Source organism: Luteibacter sp. 621, assembly GCF_050435445.1.
Taxonomy (GTDB): Bacteria; Pseudomonadota; Gammaproteobacteria; order Xanthomonadales; family Rhodanobacteraceae; genus Luteibacter.
In genome coordinates, this window is record NZ_JBNDKI010000001.1 from 153873 (window position 1) to 168673 (window position 14801).

Sequence of the window (14801 nt, forward strand, 5' to 3'; positions counted from 1 at the left end):
ATGACGGTGCTGTTCGTGCTCCCCGAGTTCCCCAAATACTCGGAGACCTTCGTCATCGATCAGATCGTCGGGCTGCTGGAACGCGGGTTTGATGTGCGCATCCTGGCAGTAAGCCGGGGCCCTGAGCCCACGCCAGGTGACGTGGTGGCGCGGCATGGGCTGATGGACCGTGCCACGTTTATCTTTGAACGCGCCGCGAGCTCGGCCAGTGGCTGGAAGGTACTGATGGATCGCTTGAAGCAGGTGGGGCCGGCCCTTGGCCAGAGCCGCGTGCGGCGGGCGTTGTCAGTGCAGCGCTACGGCCACGTGGCCCGCAGCCTTACCCTGGCCGGCGCCGTGCGCAAGATCAAGCACCCGATCAAGGCCGACGCGATCATCGCGCACTTCGGCCCCACCGGCGTGCTGGCCATCCACCTGCGCTCGCTTGGCCTTATCGAGGGCCCGATCTACACCGTCTTCCACGGCTACGACCTCTCCCAGCACAGCGTCCTGGCCCGCCACGTCAACGACTACCCCAAGCTGTTCGCATCCGGGGAGCGCATGCTGCCGATCAGCCAGCGCTGGCAACACAAGCTGGAAGCGCTGGGCTGCGCGCCAGAGAAAATCCAGGTACATCGCATGGGCGTCGATCTGGATAGCTTCCCCTTCCTTCCGCGCACACGCACGAGTTCGTCGCCCGAACGCACGCTGCGCGTGGTAACCGTGGCTCGCCTCGTGGAAAAGAAGGGCGTCCGCTACCTGTGCGAAGCCGTCGCGCTCGCCGCGGCGCATGGCGTGCCGGTGGACCTTGAGATCATCGGTGATGGTCCGCTGCAAGCGGAGCTGGAATCTTTCGTCGCATCGCGCGACCTCGCCGGGCGCATCCAGCTCAGCGGGCGCCGCGACAAGGCCTATGTCCAGGCGGCCCTGCGCGCCGCGGATGTCTTTGCCCTGCCCAGCGTCACCGCCGCCGATGGCGACCAGGAAGGCATTCCCGTCTCGCTGATGGAGGCCATGGCCGCCGGCGTTCCGTGCCTGTCCACCCTGCACAGCGGCATCCCTGAGCTGATCGAGGATGGCCGCAGCGGCTGGCTGGTGCCCGAGCGGGATGCCGAAGCGCTGGCCCAGAAGCTGGCTGCCATCCAGCGTGGCACCTACGATCTGCTTCATGTCGCGCGCTGTGCACGCGAGACCGTCGAAGCCCGCTTCAACCAACGCCAGCTGCACGATCAGCTGGCGGCGCAGCTGGCCTGACGGAGCCGCATGATGGCTTCCGTCCGCCGCGACGCGATCTGGACCGCCGGCTCCACGGTGATCAGCGCCCTGAGCCAGCTGCTGCAGATCGCGCTGCTGGCCCACCATGTGGACGCCCACCTGCTCGGCGCGCTGGCGATCGTGAACGTCGTGAACGCCATCGCTACCCTGCTGCAGGATATGGGGCTCTCCAGCTACCTGATCCATCGCCAGGACATCAGCAAACCCGAGCGCACCTCGCTGTTCCTGATCAGCGTGGGCCTGGGCGTCTTCTCGGCGGCCGTCCTGTTCGGCTCGTCGTACCTCATCGCGGATTTTTACCATTCCGATGTGCTGGGCCACTTGCTGCGGCTGTCCACCCTGAACTTCCTGATGCTTGGCCTGGCCGCGCAATACCAGGCCAGCCTGATCAAGGCATTCCAGATTCCGCGCCTGGCGCGCATCGAGGTGGTTGGGCGCCTGTCGGGCCTGGCCACGGTCGTGGTGATGGTCCTCGCGTTCGGCGCGTCCATTGAGGCGGCCGTGTACGCCATGATCGTCAACAGCTTCGTGCGCCTGGCGTTGTTCGTGATCGCCGCCGATCGTGACTGGCACCCGGGCCGCGAGTTCGACCGGCCGATCATCCGCGAGGCGCTGCGCTACGGCGCATTCCAGCTTGGCTCCCAGGTCATCAACCAGCTGCGCAGCCAGGCGGATCAGATCGTCCTGGGCAAGTTCCTTGGCCTGGCCTCCCTGGGCGTCTACTCGCTGGCGAAGGAGCTGGTGCTACAGCCCACGAAGTTGATCATGCCGGTCGCCCAGCGCCTTGCACTCCCTCGCCTGGCAACGTTGCAAGGGGACCCGGCCGCGCTGCGCCGCATTTACCTGGTGGGCCTGCGCGGCGTATCCCTGTTCAGCGCGGCCGTATTCATCATGCTGGCTGTAGCTGCCCCGCTTGCCGTCACCATCCTGTATGGCCACCGCTATGACGGTGTCGCCGCGCTAATCCCGCTGATGCTGCTGTTCGGCATGCTGCGCCCGCTGGGCTCGCTGATTGGCGCGCTAAGCCAGAGCCTGGGCCGCTCGGATATCGAGTTCGGCTGGAACCTGAAAATCTGCGGTATCACCCTGGCGGTGAGCGTTGCCGGCGCCATGTCGCGTTCCCTGGAGACCATGGCGGTGGCACTGGCCTTCAGCCAGGTGCTTTCCACGGTGCTGTCGTACTACTTCTTCTCGTCAAAGATCATCGACATCACGCCGCGCGACTTCTTCAGCGCGTGGACCCTCGAAACCGTGGTGCCCTATGCCTTCCTGATGATCGCGGTGGCGATCTATCCCGCTGACGACTGGAAGGCGTGCGCCATCCGCTTTGCGCTCGCCGTGCCGCCGCTGTGCTGGGTGGCCTGGCGCCACCGCGGCCTGCTGCTGTCGCGACACGCCACGCCGGTTGGAGCCTGACATGCGCCTGCGCACCCCACCCACCCGAGGAGCGAACACGCCATGGCGCTGGTAAGTGTCTATATCCCCACGCGTAACCGCTCTGCCCTCCTGCGCCGGGCCATCGATTCCGTGCTGGCCCAGAGCTATGCGGACATTGAGGTCCTGGTGTGCGACGAGGCCTCCGAGGACGATACCCCCGAGGTAATGGCCGCTTACATCGAGCGATTCCCCGGCAAATTCACCTACCTGCGCAACGATACGCCGCAAGGCGCCTGCCGCGCCCGCAACCGTTGCATCGAGCACGCCAGCGGCACCTATGTGACGGGCCTGGACGATGACGACTTCTTCCACCCACAGCGGGTGGAATGTCTGGTCAATCTGTATGAAACGCATGCGCCATCGTTTGCCTGCACGCGCTTTCGCTACTTCCAGAACGAGGACCAGGTAGCGATGCTGCGCGACCGGACGTACTCGCCAGCCGAACTGGCGAAAGCCGACAAACTCACCCTGCCCGCGCAGCTGTATGCCAACCACGCCGGTAACCAGGTTCTCACCGAGCTCTCGCGCATGCGCGAGCTCGGCGGCTTCGACGAAGCCATGCCAAGCTGGCAGGACTACGACATGTGGATCCGCCTGGCGGCGCGGTACGGCACCGCCGTGCGATCCCGGCACCTGCTGTCCTTCGTGGACGATGATCGCAGCCGCGCGCGGATCCGTAACTCATCCAAGCGCGCCGAGGGCAGCGAGCGGTTCATTGCTAAGCACGCCAGCCTCATGAGCGCGGACCAGCAGCGCAACCACCGCAACATCCAGTTCGTCATGAACCGCGAGCGCCCGCCGCTCGGCGAGATCGCGCGCAATGTCTCGCTCGGCGGCTACAAATCGACGGTGAAGGTGCTGATCCACAAGTTCTTCGGGGTGGCACTCGGCTGATGGTGATCAACAGAACCCGGGCGATGGCGATCACCTTGATGGCGATGATCTTCGTCCAGATCCCGCTTGGCCACAGCTCGGCCAGCAAGACTCATGTGAACGTGTACCACCTGCTGCTGCTCATGATGCCGGTGCTGTACCTGCCTGCCGCCCGCTACCTGAAGCTCAACCCGGCCACGGCGTTTATCGGCGTCCTGACTGCAACCTCGCTGGCCGCGGCGGCTACGTACGGCGGCGGCCTTCGCTCCACCCTGATCGTGTTCGTTGCCGCCTCGTACTTCCTTGGCCTGGTATTTGGCCACAAGCTCGCGGAAATGGAGCTGCGTCGCATCTTCATCTGGATGCTCGGCTGCTGCATCACCTTTATCATCCTGCGCGATATTGCCTACGCCAACGCGCTCGGCTCGATCTACACACGCAGCGAAACGGCGTCGAGCGTGCTGTACATGTCCACGGGCGGGCGCAATATCGAAGCGAGCCTGCTGGCCCTGCTTTCCATCCTGCTGATCGGCACCCGCGCGTACCCCATCGCCGCCGGCATTGCCTTCCTGACCAGCGCCACCATGCTCTCGCGAGCTGGCCTGATCGGCGCCGCCGTCTCCATCTTCATTGCGGCGTGGCGCATGCGCAAAACCCGCCACTACTACTTCTACACATTCTTCTGCATCGCGATGGTGGTGCTGGTCATTGGCCTGGTCCTGTCCCAGGTCATCGATGTGCCCGTCCTGGATCGCTTCAACCTGCAGGCGGAAACCCAGCTCGAACACAAGAACGTGGGCCGCCTGGCTCTGTGGAGCAACGCCGGCATTGCCCTGAAGCAGAACATGCTTGGCTACGGGGTAGGCAACGGCGTACCGATCATGGAGCAGATCTCGGGGCTGAAGTTCGTGGAAAACAACGTCCACAACATCTACCTGCAGTTCTTCCTCGAGGGCGGCCTCCAGTCAGCACTGCTGTTCCTGGTCATGTGCGCGCACATCCTGTTCTCGAAGACCGAAGGCCAGAACAGCAATGTGAAGATGTTCCTGCTCCTCTACCTGATGCTCGCCTTCATCGAATTCAGCGGATACGAGGCGTATTTCTGGTTCTTCGTCGGCATGTTCTATGCGCGGCAGCAGGTCCGCCAGCAACGCGTGGCCGCCGAGAACCGTGAGCATGCCAGGGCACGGCGAGAGCTCATACGGAGCAAAGCCCCGCTACACCGCCCGGAGGTCGCTCATGCTCAATGATTTCCGCGCCGATGCGCGCCGCCTGAAGTCGCTTCCCGGGTGGCGCGGCATGATCTGGTGGATGCTGGACCAGTCGTTCTGGGTGATCCTGACCTACCGGATGATCGCCAGCGCGCGCGGTACGGTGCTACATACGCCGCTGCGCATCCTGGAGAAGATCGCCGAATTCGTCTTCAAGAGCTACCTGCCCACCACGGCCACGATCGGCCCAGGGCTTGTCATCTTCCACGCGTTCGGCGTGATCATCAACGGCAAGACGACCATCGGCAAGAACTGCACGCTGTATGCCCGCGTGTGCATCGGCAACCGCTTCCCGGGCGACGGCACGCCAACCATCGGCGATAACGTCACCATCGGCACGGGCGCGTGCATCTTCGGCCCCGTGGTCATACCCGATAACTATGTGGTGAAAGCCAACGCCGTCATCACCCCGTCGACCTTGCGCGACAGTGCCCCCGCTTCTTCCCCTAAAAACCACGATCCCTTAGGAGCAGCGTCATGAGCGAGGCAGAGAAGCGCTTATCGATCATCATCATCACCTGGAATGAACTGGCCAACCTGGAGCGCTGCCTGCTTTCGCTGGTGGACAAGGTGGATTTCAGCCGGGATGAGGTGATCGTGGTGGATAACGGTTCCCGCGACGGCAGCGCGGAGTTCGTTGCGACCCTGCCGCAGGTGCGTTACTTCCCGCTGGAGGCCAACCTGGGCGTCGGCCCGGCGCGCAACCGCGGCCTGTTCCTGGCCCGCGGCAAATACTGCATGACCCTGGATAACGACACCATCTTCCTCACCAACGACCCGGGCACGGTGGTGGAGGAATTCTTCCAGGCGCACCCCGACGCCGGCGTGGTCGGCTTCGAACTGCTCAACGTGGACCGTAGCCGCCAGGATTCCACGCGCCGCTTCCCACGCTTCTATCAACCCATTGCCGCGCGCATTGCCGCCACCCGCAAGCTGGGTTTCGTGCAGCGGGAACTCGATCGGCACCTTATGACCGATACGGTGTTCGATAACGAAGCCGATCCGATGGAAGTGGACTACGTGCTGGGCGCCAACCAGACGTTTACCAAAAAAACCGCAGCGCTGCTCATGGGCTATGACGACCGGATCTTCTTCGGGCCCGAAGACGCGGAGTTCTGCGTGCGCACCCGCAAGATGGGCTTGCGTAACTATTACTCGCGGCGAATCTCCATCGTCCACGACTACAAGCGGCGCACCCGGAAGTTTTCCAGGCTAACCATCAAGCACCTCGCTGGCTTCGCCTATATGCTGAAGAAGCACGGCGGCGTCTACCGTTATTCCCTGAGCGAGCGCCGCTGATCCCTGACGGAGGCACCCCATGCATCGCCGTACGTTCCTGCGCCACACCACGCTGGCCCTTGCCACCTTTTCGGTGCTGCCCCTGGGCCGCGCACACGCCGCCAACGGGGGCCACACGTGGTACGTCGATAGCGGCGGCGGGAACGATGCGCACAACGGTGGCAGCGAGGCACAAGCCTTCCGCAGCCTGGATCGTCTGAACAAGGAAAGCTTCGGGCCGGGCGATCGCATCCTGTTCAAGCGCGGCGGCGACTACCCAGGCGCTTTTCTCCCCAAGGGCTCAGGTAGCGTCGAGGCACCTATCGTGGTCGATGCCTACGGACAGGGCGCGCTGCCACACCTTCATGCCGACGGCCAGGCACCCTCGACGGTACGCCTGCAGAATGTCGAGTACTGGACGGTGCAGAACCTGGAGATCTCCAACCAGGGCCCGCAGCCCGCGCCGCGGCGCACGGGCGTGCACCTGTTCCACCAGGATTTTGGCGTCGCGCGCGGCATCACCCTGAAAGGCCTTTACGTAAGGGATGTGAACGGCGTGCCAGTCAAGAAGGACGGCGGCGGCAGCGGCATCCTGGTCGAGGCCAAAGGCAAGACAAAACCCACGCGCTACGAGGGCCTGTCCATTGTTGACAACCACCTGGACAACACCCAGCGCGATGGCATCCTGTTCCTCGGCGCAGGTAGCCGCCAGGGCGGCCTGGCAAAAGGCGTGGTCGTGCGCGGCAACCAGATCACCGGCGTCCCGGGCGACTGTATCCTGGTGAAAGGCTGCGACGGCGCGGTGGTCGAGCGAAATACGGTGAGCAAGTGCGGGCCGCTGCCGCGCGGCGAAGCCGCCGCGGGTATCTGGCCGTTCGACTGCGACAACACCACGGTGCAATACAACGAAGTAAGCGGCCACAAGGCCTACGCCGATGGCCAGGCCTACGATTCGGATTTCCGCTGCCGCAATACCGTGATCCAGTACAACTACAGCCATGACAACGTGGGCGGCATGGCGCTGGTGTGCAACGATGGGCGCAGCGGCGGTGATATCGGCAATACCGGCACCATCGTGCGCTTCAACGTCAGCATCAACGATGCCCTGCGCAAGAGCGATAGTGCCAGCCTGCGCATCTCCGGCCCGGTGAACGGCAGCCAGATCTACAACAACATCATTATCATTCCCGAGAAACCGATCGCTGGCGCCGAGGTCACGGTGTTCAAGGCCACGAGCTGGAAGGGTGTCCCCAGCAGCACCGATATCCACGACAACATCGTGGTATCACCACAGTCGGCGGGTATCGACATGCAGGTGGCGCAGGCCACACAGCTCAGCGAGAACCGCATGGTTGCGACGGCCGCTGCAGCGAAGGCGGCGAGCGGCGCAACCGCGGCAACCGCGGATCACGCCATGCTTGACCGCTTCCGCAGCCACCGGCCAACGCTGGCCCAGGTCAATGCCCTTGTGAAGGCCTGCTTCGCCAACGGTAAGCCCGTGGCGAACGCCATGGACCTGATCGGCCAGCTGACCACCGGGTGATATCAGCCGGCTTCACTCTCCAGGGCTCGGCGACCAGCGTGCCGCCGCGCGGCCAGGCGCTGGATGAGGCGCTTCCCCAACGCCTGCCCCGGCACTTCGACCAGGCGGTACGTGATGGAAGCAACGATCACGGTTCCCGCCAGCGCGACCAGCACCGTGGCGACGAAGTATGCATCCGGGCCCAGGCGCGACGCTGCGTGCACCTTATCCAGCAGCTTGCGCGCCACCTGCAGCATGAAGAAATGCACCAGGTACCCACTGAAGCTGATCTTGCCCACGTGGCAGACCAGCGGGTTCACCAGCCAGCGGTATGGCTGCCGGTTCAGGCAAAGCGCAACCAGCGCGAACGCGGCGCCGTACAGATAAACCGCCCGGCTGTCAGCGACGATCTGGGGAACCACGAACAACACGGTGCCCGCCGCTGTAAACAGCGTCGCGTTGACCCGACGGTCCCCCGCGTGGAAGAACCGCGTTAACGCGCCTGATTCTCCGAACAGAATGAAGTAGGCGCAGATGCCGAACAGGAAGATCGGTAGCTGGTTGGGCAGCCACACGAACATGAAGCGTTCCCACAAGTCCGCATCGGCAATGGGCGGGTTGGCGATCAGCACCGGCCCCAGGAAGATATCGAGCAGAAGGAACAGCAGCAACGCGATCCAGGCGCGCGGCAGGTCCCTCACCAGCAGGAACACCAGCGGGAAGACAATGTAGAACGACATCTCCACGCCGATCGACCAGCCGCCCGGCACCACGTCGTTCGCGCCCAGCAGCCATGCCGGACTCCAGCCGTTGGTGAAGGTCAATGTACTGAGGATCGTTCCAGGCTGCGGGAGATCATGGCCCTTCAGGACAAACGGCGCCAGGCAGTAGACCCCGAAGGCGACGTAGAACATAGGCGCAATGCGAAACACGCGCCGGATGTAGAAGTTCAGCCACTCGCCCGACTCACCCAGGCGCTTTCCAGCCGAAAGGAACAGCGTAAGGGCGCTCACCACGAAGAACAGCTGGACGCCGCGGGCACCCTGCTCCGCATAGCGGCTCAGCCAGGGCGACATCGTGGCTGGGTGGCCCATCGCCTGGTAGATCTCCACGTTACGCTGGGCGTGGCTCACCAGCACGGCGATGATCGCAAGGCCACGCAGCGCATCGATGAAGTCGAGCTGCAGGCGCGGTTTCGCCTGCATCAGAACCGTGGCTCCAGGTGCCAGTTCCACGCGCTCGCGAGGATATCCTCCATGCGGGCCATGGCCGGCCGCCAGCCGAGCTGTTCGCGCGCCTGCTGGCTCGAGGCCACCAGCACGGCCGGATCGCCTGGCCTTCTGTCGGCAAATTCGTGCGGCACGGGACGCCCCGTCACCTTCTCCGCCGCGGCGATCACCTCGCGCACGGTAAAGCCCTCGCCATTGCCAAGGTTAAAGGTAAAGGCACCTTCATGGGTGGCCATGTACTCGATTGCCAGCAGGTGAGCCGAGGCCAGGTCGTTCACGTGCACATAGTCACGTACGCACGTGCCGTCACGGGTCTCGTAATCGGTACCGAACACCTTCAACCCGCTGCCCTGCCCCAGCACGGCCTTTAGCACGTTGGGAATTAGGTGGGTTTCCGGGTCGTGCGCTTCGCCAATGGTGCCGCAACTCGATGCACCCGCTGCGTTGAAATAGCGAAGCGCGACCGAGCGCAGCCCATAGGCCTTCGCCGCGTCGGCGAGCACCTGCTCGATCATGAGCTTGCTTTGCCCGTAAGGGTTAATGGGTGCCGTGGGGTGGCTCTCGTCGATCGTTTCGGAAACGGGATGACCAAACACGGCTGCCGTGGACGAGAACACGAGCCGGGCAACCCCGGCGTGGCGCATGGCATCGAGCAGTACGATCGTGTTGCCCACGTTGTTCTCGTAGTACGCATAGGGATCGACAACCGATTCGCCAACGAGTGACCGTGCGCAGAAGTGCATCACCGCGTCGAACTGATGCCCGGCGAACGTCCGGCCAAGCTTTCCCGCATCGCCGATATCGCCGTGAACGAACGTTGTTCCGGCAGGCACCGACTTCCGGTGCCCCGTCGAAAGGTTGTCGTACACGACGGCCTCGTGCCCGTGCTCAAGCACATACCGCACCATATGCGAGCCAACATAGCCCGCACCTCCGCAAATGAGAATCTTCAAGCCACAACCTATGTCTGTAGGAGCGCGCTCGCGCGCGATCGCGCCCTGTGGGCGCGCCCAGCCAAGCGAATAACTACCGAGCCTCCTCCACCACCTGCTCCGAGGGCTTGGCGACCGAAGCCACGACACCCGTCCGCGCCGACGTCTGCTTCTCGCTGTGGACGAATCCCTTGAAGATCGTCAGGAAGATGATCCGCAGATCGAACGCAAGCGACCAGTGGTTGATGTAGTACAGATCGTGCTCGATGCGCCGGGTCAGGTCGGTATCACCGCGCCAACCGTTCACTTGAGCCCAGCCGGTAATGCCGGCTTTCACCAGGTGTTTGTGCATGTAGCCATCGATCTCGCCCTTGAACTGCTCGACGAACATAGGCCGCTCAGGTCGTGGACCGACGATCGACATATCGCCACGCAGGACGTTCAGGAACTGCGGTAGCTCGTCGAGACTGGTCTGGCGAATGAATTTGCCGAATCGGGTGGTCGTTTTATTCTGCGCACCACCCCAGGCGACCTTTCCGCTCTTCTCCATGTCTACAGGCATGGAGCGGAACTTCAGCATTTCGAACTCTTTGCCATCCAGGCCGACACGCGGCTGGCGGTAAAGCACGGGCCCGGGGCTGGAAAGCTTCACGCCAATGGCGAGCAACGCCATGATGGGAGAAATCATGAGCAGGATGCCGGCGGCGAGCAGCCGGTCTTCGATGTTCTTGACCAGCCATGCATGGCCCTCGAGGGGGCTGGAACGCAATGTCACGATAGGCACACCGCCGCAATCTTCCATCTGGTGGTTAATCAGCTGGCGACCGAGCAGATCCGGTACGAACTTCACCGTGACGACATGCTGCTCCATGCGATCCATGGCATAGGTAATGGCGCGATTCGCGCTTACCGGCAGCGCGAGCAGTACCTCATCCCACTCACCACGCAGGAGAATGTCTTCCAGCTCCAGCAGGGAACCCACCAACGGCACGCCTTCGGGAACGCCGTGGTCATAGCTGGTCTTTACGTACGCGGTGATATCCATGCCGAGCGCGGGGTTCGCACGAGCCTGCTCGAGCATATGCAAACCCGAGTCCGTGGCACCGACAAGCAGGCAGCGCGCGATGCCTTCGCCGCGTTTGCGCAGGCGACGCAACGCAACAAGCGCAATGAGTCTCACCAGCGCAAAGCCGACGAGACCGAGTGGAAGTGTGAGTAACACCCATCCACGCGAGTAAACATCGCCGACTTTCAGCAGGTATCCCATCACCATGAGCGCGATAAATGAACCAGCCCATGATGCTGCGATGCGCAAATATTGACTGACCGGGCGTTCACCAAGTGGCTGCTCGTAGACCCGCAACCCCATGGAAAGCACGAGGGTGAGCATCACAAGCATGACCATCGCCGCAGCGTAGGTCTTGTCCATGGCTTCGCCGTTAAAGCGAGCCAGGTAGGCCACATGGGCCGCGGTGACAGCACTCATCAAGTCACCGACGCGAAGCTCCAGATCAACTAACGCGTTGATTTTTTTCAGTTGCATGACAAGTACCTTCTGCCAAGAAGCACGGCCGGCCAGGCCGTCGTGCCAAGGTACGTGCCCCCTGTAGAGCCGGCGTTGCTTCATCCAGAAGCCCGTATCGGCCCAACACGCTCTTACCCGAATCCGCGGAGCACCGGATTCAGTTAGCTCACTACGCTCGCAACACGGAGACGATGTGATGATGCTGCATCGCCACGAAATCCGCAGCAATCGTGTGTGCCTTAAAACCTGACACGTTTCACAGAAACACTCGCTGAATTTTGTCGTTCAGCAGAATGACTTGCTTGTTGACACATCAATAGCGGTGAATGGTTCGCGCGTGTTTCGACGCGCATGCGTTCATGAATACTCGTTCGATGTTGTTCATGTATGACGCGCACCCTCCCAGTTTGTTCCATTCATTCATCACAGGAGACCAGGCCATGAAGCGTCTGCTCATCGCATGCACCATCCTGGCTGTTGCCGCACCGTTGTGGGCACAGACTCAGCGCGCTTCGAGCGAAACCGCTCCGCAGCCCGCAAATGGCGCCAATACGCCATCTCAGGGCGCGCGCGTCGCGACGCCTAACCAGGCTCGTTCAGCATCACAAGGTGCAGTTGCACCAACTCGGGTCGGTGCAGGTACCGCAGCCATGGCCGCGGCAACGGGTGCAACGGCGAATTCGGCAACCGGCACCGGTAACGACGGAACAGGCGGAACCGGTGGAACGGGCGGAACCGGTGGGACAGGCGGTACCGGCGGCACGGGCGGTACGCACTGATTTGCCATACCCAAGCGAATGGACGTCCAAACGTCCAACATGTTCCCGATCGGTTAATGCTGGGTCGGTTTTAGTAGTGGGCCGTCCGATTCCGGGCAGTCGTTCTATCCAAGGAATCCGCGCACGATGAAGTTCCTGCCGACCCTGGGTCTGGCCGGATGCTGCCTGCTCCTGCATGCCTGCGTCCTGGCACCCGGCCAGCACATGAATACCGGCGAGCTGAACGACAAGGAGAGCGCCACGGGCGCGCGTTATCAGCTCGTCCCCATTACCCCAAAGCTTATCGCCATGGATAAGGCCTCGGCATCGCCGACCAGCCTGGATCCCGCACTTACCGCCTACAAGCCCGACGATTACCACATCGGGCCGGGCGATTCGCTCTACATCACCGTATGGGAGCACCCAGAACTCACCTCACCTGCGGGCTCACAGCAGCAAACGGCCGCTAATGGCCGACTCGTGCGGCCCGATGGCACACTGTTCTACCCCTATGTGGGCCAGATCAAGGCCGATGGGTTAACGATCGAACAGCTGCGAACCGAGATATCCAACCGGCTGACCAAGTACATCGCCAAGCCGCAGGTCGATATCAGCATCGTGGGCTTTGCAAGCCAGCGAGTCACCATGGGTGGTGCTTTCACGAATACTTCACCGCAGAACATCACGGTCGCGCCGCTCACGCTGTCGCAAGCCGTAGGTTCCGCGGGCGTCAATGCGCAACTGGCAGACCTGTCAAACGTCGTGCTTCGACGCGATAACCGCGAGTACCACCTGAACCTGGATGCCCTGTCGCATACGCTGCAAGGCGGCCAGGACATCTATCTCAAGGGCGGTGACAATGTATACCTGCCCTATAACGACAATCACGAAGTGTACGTGCTTGGCGAGGTACTTCGCCCACAAGCCATCTCCTTCAAGACCACCGATCTCAGCCTGACACAGGCCCTGGGCCGGTCGGGCGGCCTTAACCAGACCAGCTCCAGCGGCAAATCCGTGTACGTGATACGCGGCGTGGAGAATATGGAAAAGGCACCCGCAACGATCTACCAGCTCGATAACCGGTCGCCCTCGGCCTTTGCGATAGCTGCCCAGTTCCCCGTCGAACCCGGCGATGTCATCTACGTGGGCCCGGCCGGCATCACCCGCTGGAATCGCTTCATCAGCCAGCTGCTTCCCCTCTCTGGCTTGATCAGCAATGCGGCCAACGCCCAGTACAACCTGGATCGCGATCGCCAGCTGTAACGGAGGTAGCAGCGACGTTTTTTCCGCACTACAGGCGAAATAAATGAAAGTCACAATTTTTGGAACCGGTTATGTCGGTTTGGTTACGGGCGCCTGTCTCGCGGAAATGGGAAACCACGTAGTCTGCGTGGATATCGACAACGCCAAGGTCGAAGGCCTGAAAAATGGCGTCATTCCCATTTATGAGCCGGGCCTCGAGCCGATCGTCACCAACAACTACGCCGCCGGCCTGCTGGATTTCACCACCGACCCGGCCTCCGCCATCGCACACGGCGAGATCATTTTCATCGCCGTCGGCACACCCCCGGACGAGGACGGCAGTGCCGACCTGAAATACGTGCTGAGCGTCGCACGAACCATCGGCGAACATCTCGATCGTTACGCCGTTGTCGTCAACAAATCGACCGTTCCCGTCGGTACTGCCGACAAGGTTCGCGATGCCATTGGCGATGTATTGAAGGCTCGGGATGCCGGGATCGAGTTCGATGTCGTCTCTAACCCCGAATTCCTGAAGGAAGGCGATGCCGTCGAAGATTGCCTGCGTCCCGATCGTATTGTGGTCGGCTCCTCCAGCACGCGTGCCGTGGGCCGTCTGCGCAAACTGTACGCCCCTTTCAACCGCAACCACGATCGCATGGTGGTGATGGATGAGCGTTCCGCCGAGCTGACAAAGTACGCTGCCAACGCGATGCTGGCGACCAAGATCAGCTTCATGAACGAGATCGCGAACATCGCCGAGCGCGTCGGCGCCGATGTGGAACTCGTTCGCCAGGGCATCGGCTCGGATCCTCGTATCGGGTACCACTTCATCTACCCCGGTGCCGGTTACGGCGGCTCCTGTTTCCCGAAGGACGTGCAGGCCCTCGAACGCATCGCGCGCGCGCACGACTACGATGCGCGTCTACTTGCCACTGTCGAGGCGGTGAATCACGCACAGAAGACCCGCGTCTTCGCGCAGATCCTCCGCCACTTCAACGGCGATATCGCCGGCAAGACCATCGCGTTGTGGGGCCTGGCGTTCAAGCCAAATACCGACGATATGCGTGAAGCCCCCAGCCGCAAGCTGATCGAGGCATTGTGGGAGGCAGGCGCAAAGGTGCGCGCGTACGACCCGGAAGCCCGCGAGGAAACGGCGCGTATCTACGGCGAACGTGACGACCTGGTGCTGTGTACAAAGCCCTATGAGGCGCTTGAGGGCGCCGACGCACTGGCCCTGATCACAGAGTGGAAGGCTTTCCGCAGCCCCGACTTCGCAAGGATCAAGACGGCCTTGAAGGAGCCGGCCATCTTCGATGGTCGCAACCTGTACGATCCGCAGGTCGTGGAAGACGCCGGCCTGGCCTACTACGGCATCGGCCGCGGCCGCTCGCTCATGAAATGAAACCCATGTAGGAGCGCGCTTGCGCGCGATGGGGTGCTCGCGACAAGCACCCATCGCGCGCAAGCGCGCTCGTGCAGT

At 62.5% G+C, this 14801-nt stretch carries 12 protein-coding genes; 9 read left to right on the plus strand and 3 right to left on the minus strand.

The features are described 5' to 3' along the window. The 7 genes from ABIE56_RS00740 to ABIE56_RS00770 are packed head-to-tail and all read left to right on the plus strand — an operon-like array spanning window position 1 to window position 7656. On the plus strand, window positions 1-1233 hold the full coding sequence (locus tag ABIE56_RS00740; protein ID WP_429241915.1) for a glycosyltransferase: 1233 nt from the start codon (window positions 1-3) through the stop codon (window positions 1231-1233). Window positions 1234-1242: 9 nt separating this feature from the next. Further along, complete coding sequence (locus ABIE56_RS00745; RefSeq protein ID WP_429241916.1) at window positions 1243-2670, plus strand: MOP flippase family protein; 1428 nt, start codon at window positions 1243-1245, stop codon at window positions 2668-2670. A gap of 42 nt (window positions 2671-2712) precedes the next feature. Next, entirely contained in the window at window positions 2713-3585 is an 873-nt protein-coding gene (locus ABIE56_RS00750) for a glycosyltransferase family 2 protein (protein WP_429241917.1), read from the plus strand. Between the two features lie 23 nt (window positions 3586-3608). Further along, window positions 3609-4814, plus strand: coding sequence for an O-antigen ligase family protein (locus ABIE56_RS00755; protein WP_429241918.1), 1206 nt, complete (start codon window positions 3609-3611; stop codon window positions 4812-4814). Beyond that, on the plus strand, window positions 4804-5316 hold the full coding sequence (locus ABIE56_RS00760; RefSeq protein ID WP_429241919.1) for a serine O-acetyltransferase: 513 nt from the start codon (window positions 4804-4806) through the stop codon (window positions 5314-5316). The genes ABIE56_RS00755 and ABIE56_RS00760 overlap by 11 nt, the downstream gene beginning before the upstream one ends. Beyond that, on the plus strand, window positions 5313-6134 hold the full coding sequence (locus ABIE56_RS00765; protein WP_429241920.1) for a glycosyltransferase: 822 nt from the start codon (window positions 5313-5315) through the stop codon (window positions 6132-6134). Before ABIE56_RS00760 ends, ABIE56_RS00765 begins: the two co-directional genes overlap by 4 nt. Window positions 6135-6153: 19 nt before the next feature. Beyond that, window positions 6154-7656 (plus strand): right-handed parallel beta-helix repeat-containing protein, encoded by a 1503-nt coding sequence (locus tag ABIE56_RS00770; RefSeq protein WP_429241921.1) that lies wholly within the window; start codon window positions 6154-6156, stop codon window positions 7654-7656. 2 nt (window positions 7657-7658) lie between these two features. Here the strand turns inward: ABIE56_RS00770 and ABIE56_RS00775 are convergent, their stop codons facing one another. The 3 genes from ABIE56_RS00775 to ABIE56_RS00785 form a co-directional block, all read right to left on the minus strand. Continuing rightward, complete coding sequence (locus tag ABIE56_RS00775) at window positions 7659-8840, minus strand: acyltransferase family protein (RefSeq protein ID WP_429241922.1); 1182 nt, start codon at window positions 8838-8840, stop codon at window positions 7659-7661. Then, window positions 8840-9817: a UDP-glucose 4-epimerase GalE gene (gene galE, locus ABIE56_RS00780; protein ID WP_429241923.1), complete on the minus strand. Its 978-nt coding sequence runs from the start codon at window positions 9815-9817 to the stop codon at window positions 8840-8842. The genes ABIE56_RS00775 and galE overlap by 1 nt, the downstream gene beginning before the upstream one ends. Window positions 9818-9890: 73 nt before the next feature. After that, window positions 9891-11339 (minus strand): undecaprenyl-phosphate glucose phosphotransferase, encoded by a 1449-nt coding sequence (locus ABIE56_RS00785; protein ID WP_429241924.1) that lies wholly within the window; start codon window positions 11337-11339, stop codon window positions 9891-9893. 887 nt (window positions 11340-12226) lie between these two features. On the opposite strand from ABIE56_RS00785, the gene ABIE56_RS00790 reads away from it, so the two are divergent. Together ABIE56_RS00790 and ABIE56_RS00795 are read left to right on the plus strand one after the other, a co-directional pair. Then, a complete protein-coding gene (locus ABIE56_RS00790; RefSeq protein ID WP_429241925.1) occupies window positions 12227-13342 on the plus strand; it encodes a polysaccharide biosynthesis/export family protein in 1116 nt (371 codons plus the stop codon). 43 nt (window positions 13343-13385) lie between these two features. Continuing rightward, complete coding sequence (locus ABIE56_RS00795; protein ID WP_429241926.1) at window positions 13386-14723, plus strand: UDP-glucose dehydrogenase family protein; 1338 nt, start codon at window positions 13386-13388, stop codon at window positions 14721-14723. Window positions 14724-14801: the final 78 nt, after the last annotated feature.

Bases quoted from the DNA above. Each gene is read 5' to 3' on its own strand.
- ABIE56_RS00740 (WP_429241915.1), top strand. From the start codon at position 1: ATGACGGTGCTGTTCGTGCTCCCCGAGTTCCCCAAATACTCGGAGACC.
- ABIE56_RS00745 (WP_429241916.1), top strand. From the start codon at position 1,243: ATGATGGCTTCCGTCCGCCGCGACGCGATCTGGACCGCCGGCTCCACG.
- ABIE56_RS00750 (WP_429241917.1), top strand. From the start codon at position 2,713: ATGGCGCTGGTAAGTGTCTATATCCCCACGCGTAACCGCTCTGCCCTC.
- ABIE56_RS00755 (WP_429241918.1), top strand. From the start codon at position 3,609: ATGGCGATCACCTTGATGGCGATGATCTTCGTCCAGATCCCGCTTGGC.
- ABIE56_RS00760 (WP_429241919.1), top strand. From the start codon at position 4,804: ATGCTCAATGATTTCCGCGCCGATGCGCGCCGCCTGAAGTCGCTTCCC.
- ABIE56_RS00765 (WP_429241920.1), top strand. From the start codon at position 5,313: ATGAGCGAGGCAGAGAAGCGCTTATCGATCATCATCATCACCTGGAAT.
- ABIE56_RS00770 (WP_429241921.1), top strand. From the start codon at position 6,154: ATGCATCGCCGTACGTTCCTGCGCCACACCACGCTGGCCCTTGCCACC.
- ABIE56_RS00775 (WP_429241922.1), bottom strand. From the start codon at position 8,840: ATGCAGGCGAAACCGCGCCTGCAGCTCGACTTCATCGATGCGCTGCGT.
- ABIE56_RS00785 (WP_429241924.1), bottom strand. From the start codon at position 11,339: ATGCAACTGAAAAAAATCAACGCGTTAGTTGATCTGGAGCTTCGCGTC.
- ABIE56_RS00790 (WP_429241925.1), top strand. From the start codon at position 12,227: ATGAAGTTCCTGCCGACCCTGGGTCTGGCCGGATGCTGCCTGCTCCTG.
- ABIE56_RS00795 (WP_429241926.1), top strand. From the start codon at position 13,386: ATGAAAGTCACAATTTTTGGAACCGGTTATGTCGGTTTGGTTACGGGC.